This is a genomic window from Streptomyces endophytica (assembly GCF_026153355.1).
Classification (GTDB): Bacteria; Actinomycetota; Actinomycetes; order Streptomycetales; family Streptomycetaceae; genus Streptomyces; species Streptomyces endophytica.
Genome location: NZ_CP110636.1, coordinates 3,135,723 through 3,156,037, shown reverse-complemented (window position 1 = coordinate 3,156,037; position 20,315 = coordinate 3,135,723). Strand labels below are relative to the sequence as shown.

Here is a 20,315-nt window from a genome sequence, read left to right as displayed (position 1 = left end):
ACCGCCCTGCCCGCCACGCCTTGGGAGATCACCGCGGAATGACGGCCCTTCAGGACCCGCCCCCCACCGCCGGCGCCGGCGCCCGGGACACCGATCCCTCCGTGGCGGCCGCGGCGGCCACCGACGCGATCCTGCGCGACACGCTGCACGGCACCCGCCGCGGCGTCGTCGTCGACTCGCCGCCGGGTGCCGGCAAGTCCACCCTGGTCGTCCGCGCGGCCCGCGAACTGGCCGCCGCCGGGCGCCCGTTGATGATCGTCGCGCAGACCAACGCCCAGGTCGACGACCTCGTGCTGCGGCTCGCCGAGAAGGACCCGGAGCTGCCGGTCGGCCGGCTGCACAGCAGTGAGCCCGGCGCGTTCGACCCGGCGCTGGCCGAGCTGCCGGCGGTCCGTACGTCCGCGAAGATCGCCGATCTGGCCGGGCTGGATGTCGTGGTGTCGACGGCCGCGAAGTGGGCCTACACCAAGGTCGAGGAGCCGTGGCGGCACGCCATCGTGGACGAGGCGTACCAGATGCGGTCGGACGCACTGCTGAGCGTGGCCGGGCTCTTCGAGCGGGCGCTGTTCGTGGGCGACCCCGGGCAGCTGGACCCGTTCAGCGTGGTCGGCGCCGAGCAGTGGGCCGGGCTGACGTACGACCCGTCGGCCAGCGCCGTCTCCACCCTCCTCGCGCACAACCCCGACCTGCCGCAGCACCGCCTCCCGGTCTCCTGGCGGCTGCCCGCCTCGGCCGCCCCGCTGGTCTCCGCCGCGTTCTACCCGTACACGCCGTTCCGCAGCGGCACCGGGCCCGGTGAGCGGCGGCTGGCGTTCGGGGTGCCGGGCGACGGCTCGGGCGTGGACCGGGTCCTGGACGAGGCCGCCGAGTCCGGGTGGGGCCTGCTGGAGCTGCCCGCCCGGCGTACGCCGCGGACGGACCCGGAGGCGGTGCGGGCGGTGGCCCTGGTGGTGCGGCGGCTGCTGGACCGCGGCGGCGCGGCGAGCGGTGAGCACGCGCCGGAGCCGACGCCGCTGACCGCCGCCCGGATCGCGGTCGGCACGGCCCACCGCGACCAGGCCGCCGCGGTCCGCGCCGCCCTCGCGGAGCTCGGGGTGTCCGACGTCACGGTGGACACCGCCAACCGCCTCCAGGGCCGCGAGTTCGACGTCACGGTCGTCCTGCACCCGCTCTCCGGGCGGCCCGACGCCACCGCGTTCCATCTGGAGACCGGCCGGCTGTGCGTGCTCGCGTCCCGGCACCGCCACGCCTGCATCGTGGTCTGCCGGGCCGGGGTCGCGGACCTCCTCGACGAGCACCCCTCGACCGAGCCGGTCAGCCTGGGCGTCACGGTGAAGTTCCCGGACGGCTGGGAGGCGAACCACGCCGTCCTCGCCCACCTGCAGGAGCACCGGGTGGCCTGGCGGCCGTGAGACCGGGGGCCCGTGGGCCGGGCGGAAAGGCCCGGCGGACCCCCGCCACCCCCTCCGTGCACCTCACGCCCCAGGGCGCACTTGCGCGAGGCGGGACAATGGAATGCGGCACACGATCTGGAGGTACGTACATGTCCGAGCCGCGACCGGCTCCCGACCCCCGTGGTACGGCACCGAGGCCACGGCGCATGAAGCCCGCGCAGCTGCTCTTCGAACCACCCGAGGCCGTTGCCGACCCCGAGCACTTCTTCGACCTGGAGTCGATAGAGGACCCGCGCGAGCTGCTGAGCCGCGCGACGGAGCTGACCCTGGCCTTCCGCGCCGCGGCCGACCGCGCCACGGAGTTCCAGGCGCTGGCCGCCGCCCAGCTGGCCGACCCGAGCCGCTTCGACCGGCTGCCGCTGGCCGTGCTCGCCGAGCAGGCCGAGTGGACCGAGGACTACGCCCAGAAGATGATCGAGTTCGGCCGCAGTCTGATGCGGAGCGGCGGCACGCTGCTCGGCGACATGGACTGAGCCCGTCCGCGCACCGACCCGTCCGACGACCGCCCTCCACGGGCCGACCGGTCCGCTCGTTCACATCCGCCTCAGACGCCCCACGACGGCTCATGGTCACCAACCATGAGCCGCTGGCATATGCGAAGGGGCAAGGTACCGGGTCCCGTGCCACGCCGTCCCGGTTTCCACCAATCAGCCGAACCGGTACGGCCCGTATCGGTAGACCTGTCCCCATGAGTGACCGGCTGCCCGACCTCCCCCGCACCCCCGCCCACCCCGCCACGTCGTACGTCACCCTCGCCGGCGCCGACTGGCTCGCCTCGGCCAGCCCCCACCCGGACGACCTGCACGCCCTGTGGGCGCTGCAGCCGGACGCGCCGAGCGTGCTGCCGTGCGGGACGGCCTTCGACGTGATCAACGCCCCGGCGCTGTTCGGGCGGCGGATGGTGGACCGGCTCTGGTCCGCCGGCCCCGGTTCCGGCCCGGTGGCCGCGCACCGCGGGCGGATCCTGCTGTTCGCCGCGCCGGGCACCGCCCAGCGGCTGCCGGCGCTGCTGGTCTGGGAGGAGTGGGCGGCGGCCGTCCCGCCGCTGCTGTGCCACGGCAGCGGGGACGCGGTGACCATCCCGCCGCTGCACCCGCACCCCGCCCCCGCCACCCGTACGGGCCCGCGTACCGCTCCGCGTCCGCGCACCGCTCCGGCCGACGACGACGCGGTCGCGGGCTCCCGGTGGCTGGTGGCGCCGGACGTCCGCCGGCCCTGGCTGCCGGGGCCGGACGTGCTGCTGTGGGCCTGTGTCCGCGCGGCCCGCCCGGCGCCCGGGGAGGCAGGGGAAGCCGCAGGTCAGCCCCGCGTTTCGGCGCTGGCCTAGGGCCGCGGGAAACCGATTTTTGTCCTCCCCGATCAGGATGCTAATGTTTTCCCCGTCAGCAGGCGCCGCTAGCTCAGTTGGTTAGAGCAGCTGACTCTTAATCAGCGGGTCCGGGGTTCGAGTCCCTGGCGGCGCACAGACGGCCGAAGGCCCTCACCTCAGGTGGGGGCCTTCGTCATGGGCGCGGAACGACGCCCCTGCCGTCACCCCCGGCCGATCTTGACCGCCCAGTCGCCGTCGCCGGTCCGCCCGGCCACCTGGATCCGTACGCCGTCCTGCGCGTCGTCCATGCTCTCCCCCACGCCCAGGGGCGCGTCCGCGAGCGGCGGGTAGACGGAGGTGCCCCAGCAGGCGGAGGTGGCGGGGTGGCCGTCGAGGACGTGGACCGGGCCCGAGCCGGAGGCGGTCGCGCTGTCGATGCGGTAGGCGAGGACGCCCTCGCTGCACAGGGAGCGGTCGTTGCCCAGGGCGCTGCGCGCCTCGATGGCGAGCGCGCTGTCGGGGCCGGTGCGGAGCACCAGCAGCCGCGGGCGGCGCTGCCCGCGGGGTTCGAGGGGGGCGGTCAGGGTGCGGAGCGAGTACAGGCCGGGGCGTGCGAGATCGACGCAGTCAACCTGGTTGTCGGCGATCCAGCCGAGCTTCCACTTGTGCCAGGCGAAGGGATCGGGCGCCAGTCCGAACTGGCTGCCCATGAGGTCCCAGTCCCCCACATAGGTGTCCCAGTCACCCTTGCCGCTCTGCGGCCGGTGGTACAGATCGGGCAGGTCGAAGACGTGACCGGTCTCGTGCGCGAGGACGTTGCGGTCCGGCGGGCTCTGCTCGAAGACGGTGACGAACCGGCGCAGCTCGTGATCGTCGGCGTGCATCGGCTGATCGAGGTTGACCACCTTGGTGGCGTCCGAATCGACGCCGGGCGCTCCCGGATCGGCGACGAAATAGATCACGTCGTAACGGCCGAAGTCCACCGAGGGGTCGGCGGCGGCAACCGCGTCGCGCAGGTAGGCCGCGCGCCGTCCGGCGTCCCAGTCGCGCTGTATGCCGTAGGAGACGGACGAGCGCGGCATCCGCACCCAGGGGCGGTGGACGTGCGGGCGCAGCCGGAACCGGCCGTAGGAGGCGCGCTCGAAGAAGGCGGAGGTGGCGGGGAAGTACTCGCGGGCCAGCGCCTGCGGGGTGGCGGCCGGCCGGGAGTCCGGGAAGGAGAGGTAGATCAGCACCGCGTCGAGCGGGCGGTCCGGGCGGGTGTAGGAACCGTTCCAGCTGTCCAGGCCCTCGGAGTGGTGGGCCTCGCTGCGGCCCAGCGCACAGGGGAGGGCGGCCTCGGAGGCGGTGGCGGGCCCGGCGACGATGGACGTGGCGATCAGCGCGCTCAGTGCGGTGAGGACGGCCGCCAGGCGCCGCAGGCGGCGGCGGTCGCCCCCGTCGGGCGTCTGGGCGCGCGGCACACGGACCTCCAGGGACGGATTCGGGGACCTCATCTACCCTGTGGCGATTTAATGCTATTCGTCCTGTTTTCGGGGCCCAGACGAGTGACCGGCGCGTCTCCGCCGCTCCGTAACGGACAGTCACAAACGACCAACGGGGCAATCGCCGCGAACAGAGCCGGGCAGAAATGGCTGAAGTTCCGTCATGTGGGCCGGGGAGCACGGCTGCGTCGCTGGATCGGCCCTCGTGCCAGCCTCTATGATCGCCACACTTTCCAGCGCGGGATCCCCCCTCCATCACGAGACAAGCGCCAAGCGGGAGCGAGCAGTGAGCGGACACCCCGACGGCCCGGGCCGCACGCCCGGAGCAACGCTGCCCTCAGTGACGGAACGTAACGGCACCACCAAAGAATCCGGCGACGCCCGGCACGCCCCGGCCGGCCGCCACGACGACTCCGCCGCCTCCCTCGGCGACTACCGCGCCGCCTTCCACGCGGGCCGCCTGGCGATGGCCGTGCTCAACCGCGACGGACTGGTCCTGGCCGCCAACCCCGCCTTCGGCGAGCTGGTCGGCGCCGACCCGGACGACCTGGTGGCGGCGACCGCGGCGGACCTCACCGACCTGGGCGCCGACCCCCGGGTGTGGACCGCCTACCGCGAGGTACTGTGCGGCCGCAGCGACCGGCTGCGCTGCACCCGCCGCCTCAAACACCCCGAGGGGCACTCCGTATGGGTGGAGGTGACGGTCGAGCCGCTGACGCCGGAACCACTCAGCGGCGAGGAGCGGATGCTGCTGTCGGTGGCCGACATCAGCGACCGCCACGACCTGCTCGCCCGGCTGCGGCACCTGCAGATGCACGACCCGGTGACCCGGCTGCCCAACCGGGCGCTGTTCTTCGAACGGCTCGCCGCCGCCCTGGAAACGGCCGCCTTCGACGCGACCGGCACCGGCCGGATCGGGCTCTGCTACCTCGACCTGGACGGCTTCAAGGCCGTCAACGACACCCTCGGGCACCGGGTCGGCGACCGGCTGCTCAGCGCGGTGGCGCAGCGGCTGATGCGCTGCGCGGAGACCGACGACGACCGCGGCACGGGCCGCACCGGGCATCTGGTGGCGCGGCTCGGCGGCGACGAATTCGCCCTCCTGGTGGAGGACTCCACCGGCACCGACCAGCTGGCCGAGCTGGCCCAGTGCGTGCTGGACGCGCTGCAGCGCCCGTTCGACCTGGCCGGGCAGCGGCTGTCGGTGTCGGCCAGCATCGGCGTGGTGGAGCGGGCCGCCGGCGGCACCACCGCGACCGGTCTGATGCAGGCCGCGGACACCACGCTGTACTGGGCCAAGGAGGACGGCAAGGCCCGCTGGACGCTCTTCGACCCGGAGCGCAACGCCCACCGGATGACCCGCCAGGCGCTGTCCAGCACGCTCCGGCCGGCCGTCGACCGCGGCGAATTCACCCTGGAGTACCAACCGCTGGTCGGACTGGGGACGGCCGGGCGCAGGGCGTCGAGGCGCTGGTCCGGTGGCGGCACCCGCAGTTCGGGACGCTGTCGCCGAATCGGTTCATCGCGCTGGCGGAGGAGAACGGCGCGATCGTCGAGCTGGGCCGGTGGGTCCTGGAACGCGCCTGCCACCAGGCCCGCGCCTGGCAGCTGGCGCACCCCGACGGCCGGCCGCTGTTCGTCAGCGTCAATGTGGCCGTACGTCAGGTCTGGGACTCCGACCTGGTCGCGGACGTCGCCGGGATCCTCGCCGAGACCGGCCTCCCGCCGCGGCTGCTCCAGCTGGAACTGACCGAGTCGGCGGTCATGGGCTCCGCCGGCCGCCCGCTCCAGGCCCTCCAGGCGCTGAGCGACATGGGCGTACGGATCGCCATCGACGACTTCGGCACGGGCTACTCCAACCTCGCCTACCTCAGCCGCCTCCCGGTTTCCGTATTGAAGCTCGACGGGTCGTTCGTCCGCGGGTTCCGCTCCCAGGAACACCCCAATCCGGCCGACGAGATGATCGTCGAGGCACTGGTGGCACTCGCCCACCGCCTCGGGCTCACGGTCACCGCCGAATGCGTAGAAAGCGCCGAACAGGCGGAGCGGCTTCGCCGCATCGGCTGCGACACGGGGCAGGGGTGGCTCTACTCCCGCCCCGTCGCGCCGGACCGGGTCGCGGCGCTCTTCATTTAGCGCCGTACGTTTTCGACTGGCCCGCCGTGGGGGCTGGGGTTCTTCCGCCTTCGGCGGGCGTGGGGGTTTGGGCCGGGGGCGCTCGCTTGGTGGGTGGTGCCGGGTGTGGTCCTCCGGGGGCGGGTTTCCGGACTGCTGACGCTTTACGTCCGGAAACCCGCCCCCTCCGGCCCCACCCTCCCGCCGGTAACCGCGCCCCCGCCCGGTGGAGGGAAATGTCAAAGAGCAGTAGTACGGCCGCGCCTCGACGCGGCCGCACTACTGCTCTTTGATCAACCCTCCCCGGGCGGGGGCGCCCCACCGGACGCAAGGGGGCGGCCCGGAGGCGCCTGTTGTGTGGACGTAAAGCGTCAGCAGTCCACACAACAGGCGCCGGAGGGCCGCACCCGCAACCCACCACCCACCAGGCGCCCCGGCCCACCCCCCACGCCCGCCGAAGGCGGAAGAACCCCAGCCCCCCACGGCGGGCAAGCCGACAACGTGGGCTACCCGGCAAAGCCGTAGACGTCGGCGATCAGCTCGTAGGAGCGGACCCGCGCCGCGCCGCCGTGTGCGTTGGACGTGATCATCAACTCGTCCGCACCCGTGCGCTTCGCGAGGTCGTCGAGGCCCTGGCGGACCTCGTCGGGGGTGCCGTGGACGACGTTGGACAGCCAGCTGTCGACGAAGCCGCGCTCCAGCTCGTTGAAGGCGTAGGCCTCGGCCTCCTCGGGGGTGGGGACGAGGCCGGGGCGGCCGGTGCGCAGCCGGACCATCGCGAGCGCGCCGGTCATGACCTGGCGGCGGGCCTCCCGCTCGTCCTCGGCGGCCAGCGCGGAGACGCCGATCAGCGCGTACGGCTCGGCGAGGGCCTCGGAGGGGCGGAAGGAGGCGCGGTAGAGGTCGAGCGCGGGAAGGGTGTTGGCCGCGGAGAAGTGGTGCGCGAAGGCGAACGGCAGGCCGAGCGAGCCGGCGAGCCGGGCGCTGAAGCCGGAGGAGCCGAGCAGCCAGAGGGGCGGGCGGTGCGGGGACTGGACGCCGCCCGGCGAGGTGGCCTGCACCGGTCCCGGCACCGCGTGGATCCGCGCGTACGGATGGCCGTCGGGGAAGGTGTCGTCCAGGAAGCGGGTCAACTCGGCCAGCTGCTGCGGGAAGTCCTCCGCGCCCTCGTTCAGCCGCTCGGTGCGCCGCAGGGCCGCGGCGGTGGCGCCGTCCGTGCCCGGCGCGCGGCCCAGGCCCAGGTCGATCCGGCCGGGGGCCATCGCCTCCAGGGTGCCGAACTGCTCGGCGATGACCAGCGGGGCGTGGTTGGGCAGCATCACGCCGCCGGAGCCGAGCCGGATGCGTTCGGTGTGGGCGGCGACATGGGCGAGCAGCACCGCGGGTGAGGAGGAGGCCACACCGGGCATGGCGTGGTGCTCGGCGACCCAGTAGCGGTGGAAGCCGCGGCGTTCGGCCGTACGGGCGAGGTCGACGGCGGTGCGGACGGCGCCGGCGGCGGTGTGCCCGGCGCCGACCGTCACCAGGTCGAGCACGGACAGCGGCACGGGCGCGCTGCCGCGGGCCGCGCCGCGTATGCCGTCGCCCTCGTCGTGCTGCGTCGGGCCGCCGGTCCGGTTGTCGTCTTCGCCGCTCACGGTGCGGGTCCTCTCCTCGTGTCGCCGGGTCTGCCCCGACGACAACCGGAGAGGTGCTCCACTTATTCCCGGGGCGGGCCGCGACCGCCCCGGAGAAACCCCGTAGGGGAAGACCCCGACTAGGCGGTGTCCCCCGCGGTCCGCGCGAACAGCGTGCCCAGGGCCGGTCGGCACAGCAGCCGGTCCAGCAGGCGCAGCCCCTCCCAGGCCGTCACCTGATTGGCGGTGAGCACCGGTTTGCGCAGCTCCGCTTCGAGGGCGGGCAGATGGGCGGCGGTGTGCAGGGCGGTGTCGGGGAGCAGGACGGCCTCGGCGTCGGGGTGGTCGCCGGCCCGGGCGAGCGCGAGGACCTCCTCGCGGCCCCAGGTGCCGACCTCGGCGGCGGTGATGATGCCGCTGCCGCGGGTCGAGACCACCTCCGCCCCGGCGGACTTCAAGAACGCCCGGAAGTACTCGGCGACGTCGTCCGGGTACGTCGCGGCGATCGCCACCCGGCGGGCGCCGAGCGCCTGGAGGGCGTGCGCGAAGGCGAAGGACGTACTGGAGGCGGGCAGGCCGGCGGTGGCGGACAGTTCGCGGACCTGCTCGTGGGCGCCCTCCCAGCCGTAGATGAAGCTGGCGCTGGTGCAGGCCCAGACGACGGCCTGGGCGCCGCGTTCCTTCAGCTCGTCGACGCCGGCCGCCAGCCGGGTCGCGGAGCCCATCTCCAGCAGCGCGTCGGCCCGGTGGGCGTCCTCGCCGATGTCGGTGTGCACGAGCGGCAGGCGGACCGCGCCGCCCAGGAGCGTTTCGAGCCGGGGGTAGTCGTCCTCCGCGGAGTGGCCGGGATAGAGGAAGCCGACCGATGCCATGCGGATCTCCCTTGGGTGTGCGGCTGCGGGTACCGGGTGGTGCGCGGGGTCGGGGCGGGCGGTGAGCCGGGGCAGGAGCGCGGCCGGCGCCACGGGCGGCGCCGGCAGCATCCTCGGTACGGTTCCGGGCCGGGTTCGGACCGACCTCAAACCGGGGGCAGCGGGCCCGGATCCTCGGGCGGCGCATGGGGCGGCTCGACGCCGTCCGGTTCGCCGTCGGGGGGTGCGGGCGGTCCGGCGAACGCGGCCTCCGGGGTCGCCCGCGGCCCGCCGCCCGGCGACAGCGGCCCGCCGCCCGGCGACAGCGGCCCGCCGCCCGGCGGCTCCCAACCGGTCATCGCGGCCGGTCCGCGCCGCGCCACCGGATCGAGCAGTGCCTGGTACGGTCCCACCGCCCGGGCCCCGATGGCGCGCAGCGCCGCCCACATCGTCACCTGGTTGGCGGACAGCACCGGCATCCGCAACTCCGCCTCCAGCTGCGGGATGACGTCGTACGTCGGCAGGTTCGTGCAGCTGATGAAGAGGGCGTCGGCGGACCCGACGACGGCCGCCCGGGCCATGTCGACCACGTCGCGGTACGGCACCTTCCAGATGTGCCGGGTCAGGCCGAGGTAGGCGCGGCCGGTGACCGTGATGCCCCCCTCGCCGAGATAGTCCTCCAGGGAGTCGGTGACCGATTTCGTGTACGGGGTGACCACGGCGATCCGCCGTGCGTCGATCTCCCGCAGCGCCTCCAGCAGTGCGCCGGAGGTGGTGAGCGAGGGAACGTCCCCCGCCTGTGCCATGGCGGCGCACATCGCCCGCTCGCCCGCCAGCCCGCCGACGAAGCTGCCGGAGGTGCAGGCGTAGCAGATGACCTGCGGGGACACCGCGCACAGTGCCTGGACGGCGGCGTCCAGCGTTTCGTGCTCGCTGACCAGCCGGGCCAGGTCGAGGCTCACCTCGACGGGCACGAAGGGGGTTCGGGTGAGGTGGAGGGACACGTCGTCGGGCACCCAGCGCCACAGCTCGCGGTCGAGCGCGAAGTCAAAAGGGGCGACAACGCCCACACCGAGCTGAGGCTGGGGGCCACCCAGAAAAGAGACGTCCATTGAAGGGCCCCTAGAAGAAACGAAGGGCTGGAATGACCAGGCCGGTGGCCGTGGAAGAAGTGCAGCCGGAGCAAGCCGGGACGTCGGGACAGAGCCGTTGTTGACACGGTAGATACGACTTCTTAGCGTGGTCAATCCTCGCATCTCAGGCATCTGTCGGCGCCCTGTTCCACTGAAGTGGGCACACCTTCCGAAACGGTTTCTGGCTATGTCCGAAAGCACCGTCCTCGTCCTCGGATCCGACCCGCCGCCCACGCTCGACCGGCTGACCGGCCGGGCGCGGGTGATCTTCACCGACGAGGCCGGCCTGGCCGGCCGACTCCCCACCGCCGACGTGCTGTTGGCCTGGGACTTCACCTCCGAAGCGATCCGCGAGGCGTGGCCGGAGCGGGGCCCGAAACCGCGCTGGGTGCACACCGCGAGCGCCGGCGTGGACCAGCTGCTGTGCCCGGCACTGATCGCCGACGACACGGTGGTGACCAACGCCCGGGGCGTCTTCGAGCAGCCGATCGCCGAGTACGTCGCCGGCCTGGTGATCGCCATGGCCAAAGACTTCTACGGAAGTTGGGAGCTCCAGCGGCAGCGGCGCTGGCGGCACCGCGAAACGCTGCGGCTGGCCGGCACCCGCGCCGTGGTGGTCGGCTCCGGCCCGATCGGCCGGGCCATCGGGACCACCCTCCTGGCACTGGGTGTCAAGGTCGATCTGGTCGGCCGCCGGGCGCGCCCGGACGATCCGCACTTCGGGCTGGTACACGCGAGTGACGCGCTCAACGGGCTGCTGCCGCACGCGGATTGGGTGATCTGCGCGGCGCCGCTGACCGACGCCACCCGAGGCCTGTTCGGCAAGGAGGCCTTCGGCCTGATGCCGCCGCGGGCCCGGTTCGTCAACGTCGGGCGCGGGCCGCTGGTCGTCGAGCCGGACCTGATCGCGGCGCTGCGCGAGTGGCGGATCGCGGCGGCCGCGCTGGACGTCTTCGAGCAGGAGCCGCTGCCCGCGGACAGCCCGCTGTGGGACGTGCCGCACCTGATCGTCTCGCCCCACATGAGCGGCGACACCCTGGGCTGGCGGGACGCGCTGGCCCAGCAGTTCCAGGACAACTTCGACCGCTGGGCGGCCGGCGAGCCGCTCGCCAACGTGGTCGACAAACGGCTCGGGTACGTGCCGGTGCAGTGACGGCGCGGGCCGCCCGCCGCCCGGCGCGGCCGGCCCCGCCCCCGCCCGCCGTCCCGCCCGGGGCGGCCGACGCTCGGAGGACGGATGACCACCGAACCGACCCACCTCGCCGACCTCACCGCCACCCGTCTCACGGCCGGCTACGCCGCCGGCGCGTTCTCCCCCGTCGAGGCCGCCCGGGCCGCCCTGGAACGCGCCGAGGCCGCCCAGGCCACCACGAACTGCTTCACCCGGATCGACGCCGAGCCGGCACTGGCGGCGGCCGGTGAGTCGGCGGAGCGCTGGCGCCGCGGGACGCCGGCCGGGCCGCTGGACGGGGTGCCGGTCACCGTCAAGGACCTGATCCTCACCCGGGGCACCCCGACGCTGCGCGGTTCGCGGACGGTGCGGGCCGAGGGGCCGTGGGAGGAGGACGCGCCGTCGGTGGCCCGGCTGCGCGAGTCCGGTGCGGTGTTCCTCGGCAAGACCACCACCCCGGAGTTCGGCTGGAAGGGCGTCACCGACTCGCCGCGGCACGGGGTGACCGGCAATCCGTACGATCCGCGGCGCACCTCGGGCGGGTCCAGCGGCGGCAGTGCGGCGGCGGTGGCGCTGGGCGCCGGGCCGCTGAGCCTGGGCACCGACGGCGGCGGATCGGTGCGCATCCCCGCGTCGTTCTGCGGGATCTTCGCGCTGAAGGCGACCTACGGGCGGGTGCCGCTGTATCCGGCGAGCCCGTTCGGGACGCTGGCGCACGTCGGGCCGATGACCCGGGACGCGGCCGACGCGGCGCTGATGCTGGACGTGATCGGCGGCGCGGACTGGCGGGACTGGTCCCAGCTCGGCCCCGCCACGGGCTCGTTCCGGGCGGCGCTCACCGACCCGGTCGCCGGACTGCGGGTGGCCTACAGCCCGTCACTCGGCTGGGACGTGCCGGTGGCCCCCGAGGTGGCGGCCGCGGTCCGGTCGGCCGTGGAGGTGCTCGCCAAGCTCGGCGCGCACGTCGAGGAGGCCGACCCGGGCATCGCGGACCCGGTATCGGCCTTCCACGTCCTGTGGTTCAGCGGGGCGGCCCGGGTCGTCGAGCACCTCGACGAGGCGGACCGGGCGCTGCTCGACCCGGGGCTCGCGGAGATCGTCGCGCAGGGCGCCGGATACAGCGCGCTGGACTATCTGGCGGCGGTCGACACGCGGATGGCGCTGGGACAGGCGATGGGCCGCTTCCACGACACCTACGACCTGCTGGTGACCCCGACCGAGCCGATCACCGCGTTCGAGGCGGGCGTCGAGGTGCCCGCCGGATCCGGCCACACCCGCTGGACCGGCTGGACGCCGTTCACCTACCCGTTCAACATGACCCAGCAGCCCGCGGCGACCGTGCCCTGCGGGGTGGACGGGGACGGACTGCCGATCGGTGTGCAGCTGGTCGGCGCGCGGCACGCCGACGCGCTCGTGCTGCGCGCCGCGCACGCCCTCTACGAGGCGGGGGCCGCGGCGATCCCCGCACCCCCGGCCCCGTAGGAGCGCCGGCCGGCGACGGTCCCTCAGGCGCGCCGGAAGGAGAGGGTCTCCCCCAGGGCGCCGGCCCGCCACAGGTCCTGGCAGGCGTCCGCCATCCGGTCCAGACCGTCGACGACGCTGCCCCACACGATGCCCGGCACCCAGCCCGCGTCACCGTTGATCAGCAGGTTGTTCCGCTCGTAGAACAGCGCCAGGTCGACGACGGTGGCGCGGCCGCGGTGCTTGGCCCCGTGCTCGTAGCCGTAGGAGGCGGTGCCCAACTGGGTGTCGCTGAAGGTGAAGTAGCACAGGTCGCCGGGGATCGGGGTGATCGTCGGGTTCTCCAGCGGCGGCTCCTCCGGCGCGAACGGCTCGACGAGGGCGTAGATCTCATTGCGGGCGTACTTGGCGTGGTAGACGTCGCCGCCGAGCGGGAGGGCGTCCCACACGGCGTCGCAGGTGATCGGAGCGCGGTCGTCGAGCAACTTGGCCGTGCAGCTGACGCCGCGCTTGTCCAACGAGACTTCGATGAAGCGATCGGTCATGCTCAGATCGTAGGGGGGCAATACCGGCGTACGGAACACTACGGACCAGCAGGGAACATGAACGGAACACGCCCCGGACGGGCTTGCATCAAGGACCGGAAACGATCGGCATACCTGCCCGGTGTTCGGGTAGCCGCGCGCCCATGGCTCCACCACCATGGAACACCTCAAAAATGACCGGCACATTGCCACGCGGCATCGGCCGCCGATCGCTGCTCGCGGGGGTGGCAGCGCTCGGCGCCGGTGCCCTCGGAGCGACCGCGGGCTGCTCCCGGGTCGACATCAGCGGCGCGACCGACGGCGGACACCTCCTCGACGACCTGCGCAGCAAGGGCACCGTCCGGATGGGCATCGCCAGTGAGCCGCCCTACGCGTCCATCAACAGCAAGGGCGAGCTGACCGGCGAGGCCCCCGCCGTCGCCAAGACCATCTTCCAGCGGCTCGGCGTCCGGCATTTCGAGCCGGTGCCGGTCGAATTCGGCGCCCTGGTGCCCGGCCTGCACTCCTTCCAGTACGACGTGATCGTCGCGGGCATGTTCATCAACAAGGCCCGCTGCCAGGCCGTGCTGTTCTCCGACCCGGATTACGAGTCGAAGGACTCCTTCCTCGTCGCCAAGGGCAATCCGCACAAGATCAAGGACTATCCGGACGTCGCCAAGCGCGGCCTGCGCATGGGCACCGGAATCGGCTACGCGGAGATCGACTACGCGGTCGGCAACGGCGTCCGCAAAGGCGACATCCAGACCTACGGCGACCAGATCGCCGGAATGGAGGCACTGGAGGCCGGCCGCATCGACTGCTTCGCCGGCACCGCCCTGACCATGATCGAGGCGCTCAAGACCGGCCAGCACCCCAAGGTCGAGATGACCCCGCCCTTCACCCCGAAGGTCGACGGCAAACTCCAGCGCGACGGCGGCGGCTACGGATTCCGCATCGGCGAGACGAAGCTCCGCGACGCCTTCAACCGCGAACTCCACAAGATGAAGAAGAGCGGCGAACTCCTGCGGATCGCCAAACCGTACGGATTCACCGAGGAGTTCATGACCGACCTCACGGCGAAGGAGCTCTGCAAGAAGTGACCTCTGCGCTGTGGGAACTCTTCCTGAAAGGGCTGTGGATCACCGTCCAACTGATGGTCTACAGCGCCGCCCTCGCCGCCACCGTCGCCTTCGGCATCGGCCTCGCCCGCACCTCCCGCTTCTGGATCGTGCGCTTCCTGTCCGGCGTCTACGTGGAATTCTTCCGCGGCACCTCGGCGCTGGTCCTGATGTTCTGGCTGTTCTTCGCGCTGCCCCTGCTCGGCTGGCAGCTCGCCGGCATCTGGGCGGGCACCCTGGCGCTCGGCCTGTCGTACGGCGCGTACGGCTCCGAGATCGTCCGCGGCGCCGTCCAGGCCGTGGCACCCGCCCAGCGCGAGGCGGCCATCGCGCTGAGCTTCTCGCCCTGGCAGCGGCTGCGGAAGGTGATACTTCCGCAGGCCGTGCCCGAGATGATGCCGCCGTTCAACAACCTGCTGATCGAGCTGCTCAAGGGCACCGCGCTGGCCTCGCTGCTGTCGATCGGTGAGCTCACCTTCCAGGCCAAGCTGGCCCGGCTGTCGACCGGCCAGAGCGCCCAGGTCTACGGCATCATCCTCGTCCTGTACTTCGTGGTCGCGTTCGTGGTGACCCGGATCATGCGGCTGCTGGAACGCCGCGCCAAGGCCTCGGTCGGCCGGGCGGTGCCCCGCGGCGAGGGCTGGTTCTCCCGCAAACTGCCCGTCGAACAGCAGGGCCCCGAGGCGCTGGCCACCGGAGGAAAGCCGTGAACAACTGGTCATGGAGCTACGTCGGCGACATCATGCCCGACCTCCTCAAGGGCCTGTGGATCACCGTCCAGGCGACGATCTACGGCTCCCTCGTCTCGTTCGCCCTCGGCCTGGTGTGGGCGCTGCTGCTGCGCTCCCCGAGCCGCTGGGTGACCTGGCCGGTCAGCATCGTCGTCGAGTTCATCCGCAACACCCCGCTGCTGGTGCAGCTGTTCTTCCTGTTCTTCGTCCTGCCCGCCTGGGGCCTGACGTTCGCGCCGCTCACCACCGGCGTGATCGGCCTGGGCCTGCACTACTCGACGTACACCTCCGAGGTCTACCGCGCCGGCATCGACGGCGTCCCGCCCGGCCAGTGGGAGGCGGCCACCGCACTGAACCTGCCGCGCCGGCGCACCTGGATCGCGGTGATCCTGCCGCAGGCGTTCCGCCGCGTCGTCCCCGCGCTCGGCAACTACGTCATCGCCATGTTCAAGGACACGCCGATGCTGGCCGGCATCACCGTCGCCGACATGCTCTTCCAGGCGAACAGCATCAGCGCGACCACCTTCGACTACCTGGAGCCGATCACCGTCGTCGGCATCCTCTTCGTGGTCATCTCCTACCCCACCTCCCTCCTCCTGCGAGCCCTGGAGCGTCGTCTTGTCCGCTGACCGCACACCGCCGAACGACCAGGCCAGCCCCGCGGACGGGGGCCCTTCCCGCACGGAGACGCAGGGAGACGCCGAACTGATCCGCTTCGACAGCGTCACCAAGCGGTTCGGCACCCACACCGTGCTCGACTCGCTGGACATGACCGTCTACTCCGGCAAGCACGTCACCCTCATCGGCCCGTCCGGATCCGGCAAGACCACGATCCTGCGGCTGCTGATGACGCTGCTGAAGCCGGACGAGGGCACCATCAAGGTCGGCCCGCACTTCCTGACCCACGAGGAGAAGGCCGGCAAGCTCGTCCCCGCCGGGGAGAAGCACATCCGCGAGGTCCGCAAGAACATCGGGATGGTCTTCCAGCAGTTCAACCTCTTCCCCAACATGAAGGTGCTGCGGAACATCACCGAGGCACCGGTGCACGTCCTCGGCCTCGACAAGGACGCCGCCGAGGAGCGCGCCCGCGAACTGCTCGACCTCGTCGGCCTGACCGAGCACCTCGACAAGTACCCCACCCAGCTCTCCGGCGGGCAGCAGCAGCGGGTGGCGATCGCCCGCGCCCTGGCGATGCGCCCGCAGGTGCTGCTGCTGGACGAGGTCACCTCGGCCCTCGACCCGGAACTGGTCGCCGGCGTCCTGGACGTGCTGCGCGACATCGCGCACACCACGGACATCACCATGCTGTGCGTCACCCACGAGATGAACTTCGCCCGGGACATCTCCGACTGCGTGATGATGTTCGACTCGGGACGGGTCATCGAATTCGGCCCGCCGGAGCAGATCTTCAGCGAGCCGGAACACGAACGCACCCGGGAATTCCTGAGCGCCGTGCTGTGACCGCGCCGCGCGGCGCACCGGGAGGTTCCGTGAAAACCCGGTGACCGGTGTCGTGTTCAGGTGGTGTGCCCCGCTTCCCCGGGGCGCACCACCTTTCTCATTTCCGCACACCGGCACCCTTGCCCGGCGAATCCCGCAATATCACCCGGGCCGGCCCGGCGCGATCAGCTCAACAGTTCCTCAACTCCCCGCCCTATGGCCGAAAACACGTCTACCGTCTACCGTTCCAGCACTGCCTGCGCGACGTACCTGACGCCACCTCATGACCAGGGTGGAAGAACGGAGTCGGTCCGTCCCAGGTGTCTGTCCGCAGGAATTGCGACGGGGTCCCTTTTTCATGGGAAGGACAGTGGAGACGTGGACGTCTCATTTTCCGCCACATCAGTCGGCGCCCAGCGAAGAACATCCGGCACCATCCGCCCCGCCCGGCCCGATTTCCCTCCTGGTGCATTCCCGAGGAGCTGATGTGAGCACGCACACCCAGGAGCCGCCGGTCCGTCATCCGGACGCCTACGCGGTGGTCGTCGCCGACACCGTCGACGACGTCGAGCACCTCAACGAACTGCTGCACAGCAATCTGCCGGTCCTCCTCGTCCGCGACCTGGACCAGGCCCGGCGCCTGATGGACGGCGAGCCGCCGGCGGACCCGGCCCGGCGGCCGGCCCCGCTCCGGGTCAGCCATCTGGAGATCCGGCCGGACGAGCAACGGGCGCTGTGGCACGGCGTTCCGCTGGAACTGACCGCCCAGGAGACCGGGCTGCTGGCCCGCCTCGCCCGTGCGGACACCGGCGTGGTGTCGTTCCCGCAGCTCGTCAGGGACGTCTGGGGAGCGTCCTGCGGGGTGGACACCACGGTGATCCACAGCGCGGTACGCCGTCTGCGCCGGAAGCTGGAACAGGCCGGCGTCGACGTGGGCATCGCCTCGGTCCGCGGCTACGGACTGCGGCTCGCGCCCCCGGCCCGAAAGCCGTCAGCGAACTGACATCGACCCGACATTGGCCACCCCGCCGGTCTGTTCAAGACTGAAGGCGATTCACCGGCGGGGACGCCGCCGGGGGAATTCCGGGCCCCTACCGGAATTCCCCCGGCGGCTCTTCCCCGCCCGGCCGACAAAGAACCGAAGGGGATACAGATGCGCGTTCACCAGGCGACCCACGCACTTCTCGTGAGTGCCGCCGCCGTGAGCATTCTCGGTACGACGGGAATGGCGTCGGGCACCGCCCTTGCCGCGGACCACGGGGTCGCGGTGCAGAAGAAGAGCTGCAAGGTCTCCGCGTACACCGACCGGGTCGACCGGAAGACCGACAAGTTCGGCAGCGGCGCGATCAAGTGCAACTACAAGCCCGCGTACACCAAGTTCACCGTCACCCTCTACAAGGGCAAGAAGAAAATGGCGACGGCTCACTGCGCGAGCCACGGCAGGTCCTGTTACAAGTCGACCCGCGAGGTCAAGGACGACATGCCCGTGCAGAAGTGGCGCACGAAGGTCACCGCCTCGTGGGGCAGGGGCCTGCACAAGACCGTGTGGAGCACGCCGCTCTACGGCTGAACCGCCCCGGCGCACGACCCGGCCGCTGACCACCGGCCGCCGACGACCACCTCACGCCCAGCGAAGGCAGATACGTATGCGCAGGATCATTGCGGGCGCCGCGGGGGCCGCGCTCGCCGCCACCGCCCTGGTGGGCGCCCTTCCGGGCGCCGCCTCGGCCACCGGCGGAGACGTCCACGCCCAGAAGAAGGTCTACAGCCAGAAGGCGAAGCCGACGGGCCGGTCGACCAGGTTCGACCCCTACTGCAACACCGTCTCCAACGGCCGCAAGATGGCCGGCATGGCTTGCTTCCGGGCCAAGGGCGACCGGGTCTGGATCAAGGACACCCTCAAGGACGGCCTGCGGGTCGAGGTCCGCGGCACGGTCAACTCCAACGGACAGCCCGGCTACCGGTGTTACGGCAACTACAAGGGCGGCTGGCAGGTCTGCAACTTCGACCGCCAGATGGCCGAGAAGCATGTCTTCCTGTGGTACGTGAGCACATGGAAGGGCAGCAAGATCAAGTGGACCAGCGACGAGAAGATGCTCAGGACGTCGTGAGGGAGATGTTCAGGGCGTTCTGAGAAAGGCGATCAGGGCATCCTGAGGAAGCTGTTCAGGGCGTCCTGGGCGCTTCGCCGGGCCGTCGGACCGTCGGCTTGACGGGCCGGCGGCCCCGCCGGACGCCGCGGCGGCACCCTCCGCCGCACCGCTGACGGCCCCGCCGACCCGCCCCGACCCGCCTCCGGCCTGCTACGAGCCTCCTACCGGCCATGAGTTGGCCGAATCCGATCGCTATCTCCTGCCTCCCGGGGCCCTCCCCCGCCGACCCAGGGGGCGGCCGGGCGCCACCGGGGCCATCCCGCCCGGGGCCTCGACTTCGTGACCTTGGCATATGCCAGAGTCTCTCGCCGCAGTACAGAAAACTGAAGCCCACCTCTTTTCGGTCAAGACCCCCTCCATCGAGGGCCGTTGGCCGCTATCGTGATAGCAGCCCCGTTGTCCGGGATCGGTCGTCCATGACGTCGTCCGGCCTGCCACGGCGGTGACGACGCAAGCGGTACCAACCTGCTAGGGGGACACCGTGGCGCTGAAGCCCGAGCCGACCGCGCCGTTCCATTCGGTGCAGTACGCCCTTCGCGTACTCGAAACGATCTCCAGGCACGCCGGTGGCGTGACCGATGTGCAGATCGCCCGGGAAACCGGCCTGCCCCCGGGCCAGCTGGCCCACCTCCTGTCGATGCTGCGGCGCGAGGGCTATGTCGAGCAGGTCGCCGACGGCGCGTACGTCGTCGGCGAATCGCTCCTGCTGCTGGGCTCCGGCGGCGACCGCGAGCAGGCGCTGCGCGACAAGCTGCAGCGCACCCTCGACCAGCTGCGGGACTCGGTCGGCGCGGCGGTCTACATCAGCCGGTACATCGACGGCGAGGTCAAGATCCTGCACTACGCCGACGGGCCACTGGCACCGAAGGTCAACGAGTGGGCCGAGTTCCGCCGTACGGCACACGCCAGCGCGGTCGGCAAATGCCTGCTCGCGCAGCTCGACCACGACGGCCGCAAGGACCACCTCTCACGCCACAAGACCGCCCGGCTCACGTCCCGGACGATCACCAACGAGAAGGTGCTCTTCCACAAGCTCGACAGCCAGCCACCCACGGTCCCCGTCCTGGACCTCCAGGAATACGCCGTCGGCACGGTCTGCGCCGCCGTACCGATCACGGCCGGTGCGACGGTGGGCTGCCTCGCCCTGTCGATGCCCCTGGAACACGCCCACCGCCTCCGCCAGGCCGCCGACACCCTCAACCGCAAGGCCGCGCCGGTCCTGCTGTCGTTGGCGATCTGATCGGGGGGAATTCCCGCCGGAAGGTCGGCGGGGCGCCCCGCGGGCCGGTGCGCTCGGCAGGTGGTCAGGAGCACCCCTCTCGACCAGGTAGTATTTCTTTCGTCAGCGCGCGCCGCTAGCTCAGTTGGTTAGAGCAGCTGACTCTTAATCAGCGGGTCCGGGGTTCGAGTCCCTGGCGGCGCACGTAGGAAGTGGGCGCCCTCGGTTTCCGAGGGCGCCCACTTCGTTATGCCTGTGGCTGTGTCTGCCCCTATGCCTGTGGCTGTGTCTGCCCCTATGCCTGTGGCTTTGTCTGCGCCTATCTCTACGGACCGGCGATGGTGGATGGCGGATGGCGGATGGCGGACAGCTGGGGCACGGGGGCAGCCGGCAGAGGCGCGCCCCGGGGTGATGTGAGCCGCGCCACGCGCACGGGTGTGTCAGATGGCCCCCGCGCACGCACCCGGTAGCTCTCGGCGCGCCCAGTCACTCCCGGCGCATCCGGTCACTCCCGGCGCGCCCGCTCACGACTCACC

At 71.9% G+C, this 20,315-nt stretch carries 18 protein-coding genes, 2 tRNA genes and 1 pseudogene; 16 read left to right on the top strand and 5 right to left on the bottom strand.

The window, feature by feature from the left end; translation table 11 throughout:
* Positions 1–38: 38 nt before the first annotated feature.
* The 4 genes from OJ254_RS14215 to OJ254_RS14200 all read left to right on the top strand — a co-directional run bounded on the left by OJ254_RS14215 (position 39) and on the right by OJ254_RS14200 (position 2,917).
* Positions 39–1,412: an AAA domain-containing protein gene (locus OJ254_RS14215; protein ID WP_265362623.1), complete on the top strand. Its 1,374-nt coding sequence runs from the start codon at positions 39–41 to the stop codon at positions 1,410–1,412.
* Between the two features lie 131 nt (positions 1,413–1,543).
* Positions 1,544–1,927: a hypothetical protein gene (locus OJ254_RS14210; RefSeq protein ID WP_410011138.1), complete on the top strand. Its 384-nt coding sequence runs from the start codon at positions 1,544–1,546 to the stop codon at positions 1,925–1,927.
* A gap of 215 nt (positions 1,928–2,142) precedes the next feature.
* On the top strand, positions 2,143–2,781 hold the full coding sequence (locus OJ254_RS14205; protein ID WP_265362622.1) for a bifunctional DNA primase/polymerase: 639 nt from the start codon (positions 2,143–2,145) through the stop codon (positions 2,779–2,781).
* 62 nt (positions 2,782–2,843) lie between these two features.
* A tRNA-Lys gene (locus tag OJ254_RS14200) sits at positions 2,844–2,917 on the top strand.
* A gap of 67 nt (positions 2,918–2,984) precedes the next feature.
* On the opposite strand, the gene OJ254_RS14195 is transcribed toward OJ254_RS14200, so the two are convergent.
* On the bottom strand, positions 2,985–4,226 hold the full coding sequence (locus tag OJ254_RS14195; RefSeq protein ID WP_265362621.1) for a M6 family metalloprotease domain-containing protein: 1,242 nt from the start codon (positions 4,224–4,226) through the stop codon (positions 2,985–2,987).
* 361 nt (positions 4,227–4,587) lie between these two features.
* Between OJ254_RS14195 and OJ254_RS14190 the strand changes: the two are divergent.
* Positions 4,588–6,383, top strand: a pseudogene (locus OJ254_RS14190) (putative bifunctional diguanylate cyclase/phosphodiesterase).
* Positions 6,384–6,868: 485 nt separating this feature from the next.
* Here the strand turns inward: OJ254_RS14190 and OJ254_RS14185 are convergent.
* The 3 genes from OJ254_RS14185 to OJ254_RS14175 form a co-directional block, all read right to left on the bottom strand.
* Positions 6,869–7,999: an LLM class flavin-dependent oxidoreductase gene (locus OJ254_RS14185; RefSeq protein ID WP_265362620.1), complete on the bottom strand. Its 1,131-nt coding sequence runs from the start codon at positions 7,997–7,999 to the stop codon at positions 6,869–6,871.
* 119 nt (positions 8,000–8,118) lie between these two features.
* Positions 8,119–8,850 carry a maleate cis-trans isomerase family protein gene (locus OJ254_RS14180; protein WP_261951273.1) on the bottom strand — a complete coding sequence of 244 codons (732 nt, stop codon included), beginning with the start codon at positions 8,848–8,850 and terminating at the stop codon, positions 8,119–8,121.
* A gap of 146 nt (positions 8,851–8,996) precedes the next feature.
* Positions 8,997–9,941, bottom strand: a complete 945-nt coding sequence (locus tag OJ254_RS14175) for a maleate cis-trans isomerase family protein (RefSeq protein ID WP_265362619.1) — start codon at positions 9,939–9,941, stop codon at positions 8,997–8,999.
* A gap of 208 nt (positions 9,942–10,149) precedes the next feature.
* Between OJ254_RS14175 and OJ254_RS14170 the strand changes: the two genes are divergently transcribed.
* Together OJ254_RS14170 and OJ254_RS14165 are read left to right on the top strand one after the other, a co-directional pair.
* Positions 10,150–11,115 carry a D-2-hydroxyacid dehydrogenase gene (locus OJ254_RS14170; RefSeq protein WP_265362618.1) on the top strand — a complete coding sequence of 322 codons (966 nt, stop codon included), beginning with the start codon at positions 10,150–10,152 and terminating at the stop codon, positions 11,113–11,115.
* Between the two features lie 84 nt (positions 11,116–11,199).
* Positions 11,200–12,615: an amidase gene (locus OJ254_RS14165; protein ID WP_265362617.1), complete on the top strand. Its 1,416-nt coding sequence runs from the start codon at positions 11,200–11,202 to the stop codon at positions 12,613–12,615.
* Between the two features lie 23 nt (positions 12,616–12,638).
* Here the strand turns inward: OJ254_RS14165 and OJ254_RS14160 are convergent, their stop codons facing one another.
* Positions 12,639–13,139, bottom strand: a complete 501-nt coding sequence (locus tag OJ254_RS14160; RefSeq protein WP_265362616.1) for a DUF3830 family protein — start codon at positions 13,137–13,139, stop codon at positions 12,639–12,641.
* Positions 13,140–13,282: 143 nt separating this feature from the next.
* On the opposite strand from OJ254_RS14160, the gene ehuB reads away from it, so the two are divergent.
* The 9 genes from ehuB (at position 13,283) to OJ254_RS14115 (ending at position 19,983) form a co-directional block, all read left to right on the top strand.
* Positions 13,283–14,218 (top strand): ectoine/hydroxyectoine ABC transporter substrate-binding protein EhuB, encoded by a 936-nt coding sequence (gene ehuB, locus OJ254_RS14155; protein ID WP_423835890.1) that lies wholly within the window; start codon positions 13,283–13,285, stop codon positions 14,216–14,218.
* Positions 14,215–14,946 (top strand): ectoine/hydroxyectoine ABC transporter permease subunit EhuC, encoded by a 732-nt coding sequence (gene ehuC / locus OJ254_RS14150; RefSeq protein WP_265362614.1) that lies wholly within the window; start codon positions 14,215–14,217, stop codon positions 14,944–14,946. The genes ehuB and ehuC overlap by 4 nt, the downstream gene beginning before the upstream one ends.
* Positions 14,947–14,978: 32 nt before the next feature.
* Positions 14,979–15,596, top strand: coding sequence for an ectoine/hydroxyectoine ABC transporter permease subunit EhuD (ehuD, locus tag OJ254_RS14145; RefSeq protein WP_265365152.1), 618 nt, complete (start codon positions 14,979–14,981; stop codon positions 15,594–15,596).
* Positions 15,586–16,428: an ectoine/hydroxyectoine ABC transporter ATP-binding protein EhuA gene (gene ehuA / locus OJ254_RS14140; protein ID WP_423835889.1), complete on the top strand. Its 843-nt coding sequence runs from the start codon at positions 15,586–15,588 to the stop codon at positions 16,426–16,428. The genes ehuD and ehuA overlap by 11 nt, the downstream gene beginning before the upstream one ends.
* 466 nt (positions 16,429–16,894) lie before the next feature.
* Positions 16,895–17,410 carry a winged helix-turn-helix domain-containing protein gene (locus OJ254_RS14135; RefSeq protein WP_265362613.1) on the top strand — a complete coding sequence of 172 codons (516 nt, stop codon included), beginning with the start codon at positions 16,895–16,897 and terminating at the stop codon, positions 17,408–17,410.
* A gap of 222 nt (positions 17,411–17,632) precedes the next feature.
* Positions 17,633–17,977 carry a hypothetical protein gene (locus OJ254_RS14130; protein WP_265362612.1) on the top strand — a complete coding sequence of 115 codons (345 nt, stop codon included), beginning with the start codon at positions 17,633–17,635 and terminating at the stop codon, positions 17,975–17,977.
* 76 nt (positions 17,978–18,053) lie between these two features.
* A complete protein-coding gene (locus OJ254_RS14125) occupies positions 18,054–18,518 on the top strand; it encodes a hypothetical protein (RefSeq protein ID WP_265362611.1) in 465 nt (154 codons plus the stop codon).
* 523 nt (positions 18,519–19,041) lie between these two features.
* A complete protein-coding gene (locus OJ254_RS14120) occupies positions 19,042–19,800 on the top strand; it encodes an IclR family transcriptional regulator (RefSeq protein ID WP_265362610.1) in 759 nt (252 codons plus the stop codon).
* A gap of 109 nt (positions 19,801–19,909) precedes the next feature.
* Positions 19,910–19,983, top strand: a tRNA-Lys gene (locus tag OJ254_RS14115).
* The last annotated feature ends 332 nt before the right edge of the window (positions 19,984–20,315 follow it).

What these genes read in the sequence shown, in the direction of transcription:
- OJ254_RS14215 (WP_265362623.1), top strand. Translation starts at nt 39, where the DNA reads ATGACGGCCCTTCAGGACCCGCCCCCCACCGCCGGCGCCGGCGCCCGG.
- OJ254_RS14210 (WP_410011138.1), top strand. Translation starts at nt 1,544, where the DNA reads ATGTCCGAGCCGCGACCGGCTCCCGACCCCCGTGGTACGGCACCGAGG.
- OJ254_RS14205 (WP_265362622.1), top strand. Translation starts at nt 2,143, where the DNA reads ATGAGTGACCGGCTGCCCGACCTCCCCCGCACCCCCGCCCACCCCGCC.
- OJ254_RS14180 (WP_261951273.1), bottom strand. Translation starts at nt 8,850, where the DNA reads ATGGCATCGGTCGGCTTCCTCTATCCCGGCCACTCCGCGGAGGACGAC.
- OJ254_RS14175 (WP_265362619.1), bottom strand. Translation starts at nt 9,941, where the DNA reads ATGGACGTCTCTTTTCTGGGTGGCCCCCAGCCTCAGCTCGGTGTGGGC.
- OJ254_RS14170 (WP_265362618.1), top strand. Translation starts at nt 10,150, where the DNA reads ATGTCCGAAAGCACCGTCCTCGTCCTCGGATCCGACCCGCCGCCCACG.
- OJ254_RS14165 (WP_265362617.1), top strand. Translation starts at nt 11,200, where the DNA reads ATGACCACCGAACCGACCCACCTCGCCGACCTCACCGCCACCCGTCTC.
- OJ254_RS14160 (WP_265362616.1), bottom strand. Translation starts at nt 13,139, where the DNA reads ATGACCGATCGCTTCATCGAAGTCTCGTTGGACAAGCGCGGCGTCAGC.
- ehuB (WP_423835890.1), top strand. Translation starts at nt 13,283, where the DNA reads ATGGCTCCACCACCATGGAACACCTCAAAAATGACCGGCACATTGCCA.
- ehuD (WP_265365152.1), top strand. Translation starts at nt 14,979, where the DNA reads ATGCCCGACCTCCTCAAGGGCCTGTGGATCACCGTCCAGGCGACGATC.
- OJ254_RS14130 (WP_265362612.1), top strand. Translation starts at nt 17,633, where the DNA reads ATGGCGTCGGGCACCGCCCTTGCCGCGGACCACGGGGTCGCGGTGCAG.
- OJ254_RS14125 (WP_265362611.1), top strand. Translation starts at nt 18,054, where the DNA reads ATGCGCAGGATCATTGCGGGCGCCGCGGGGGCCGCGCTCGCCGCCACC.